At 58.5% G+C, this 342-nt stretch carries 1 protein-coding gene; it reads right to left on the minus strand.

The window, feature by feature from the left end:
- On the minus strand, positions 1 to 342 hold a 342-nt coding region (locus tag BLX24_RS33340), incomplete at both ends, for a hypothetical protein (protein ID WP_177226032.1).

Raw genomic sequence — 342 nt, forward strand, 5'->3', positions numbered from 1 at the left:
CGTCGGATTGGCTACGGTAAAACTACTGCCTTCCGAGAGGGCATAGCGATAACCGCTTACATTCATCCCTAACCCCATCACCGTCAGCGTACCGTTGGCCTGTGGCTGGTTCGATACACAGGTCGGCGACCGGGCCAGCACCGTAAAGGCCGGAATACTGTCTTCCTCAATGATTGCCGGGCAACACGACAGGTCAGGACACTTGCCCTGTATGTCGTTGACCACCACGCGGTACTCACCGGCGGCCGTTGCCGTATAGCTGCTTACCTCGCCGTCATATACCAGCACTTCCTGGCTGGTCCCCGACCGACGGAACCACTGGTAACGAACATACCCCGCTGG

Origin of the sequence: Arsenicibacter rosenii (assembly GCF_001870735.1) — a bacterium.
Taxonomy (GTDB): Bacteria; Bacteroidota; Bacteroidia; order Cytophagales; family Spirosomataceae; genus Arsenicibacter; species Arsenicibacter rosenii.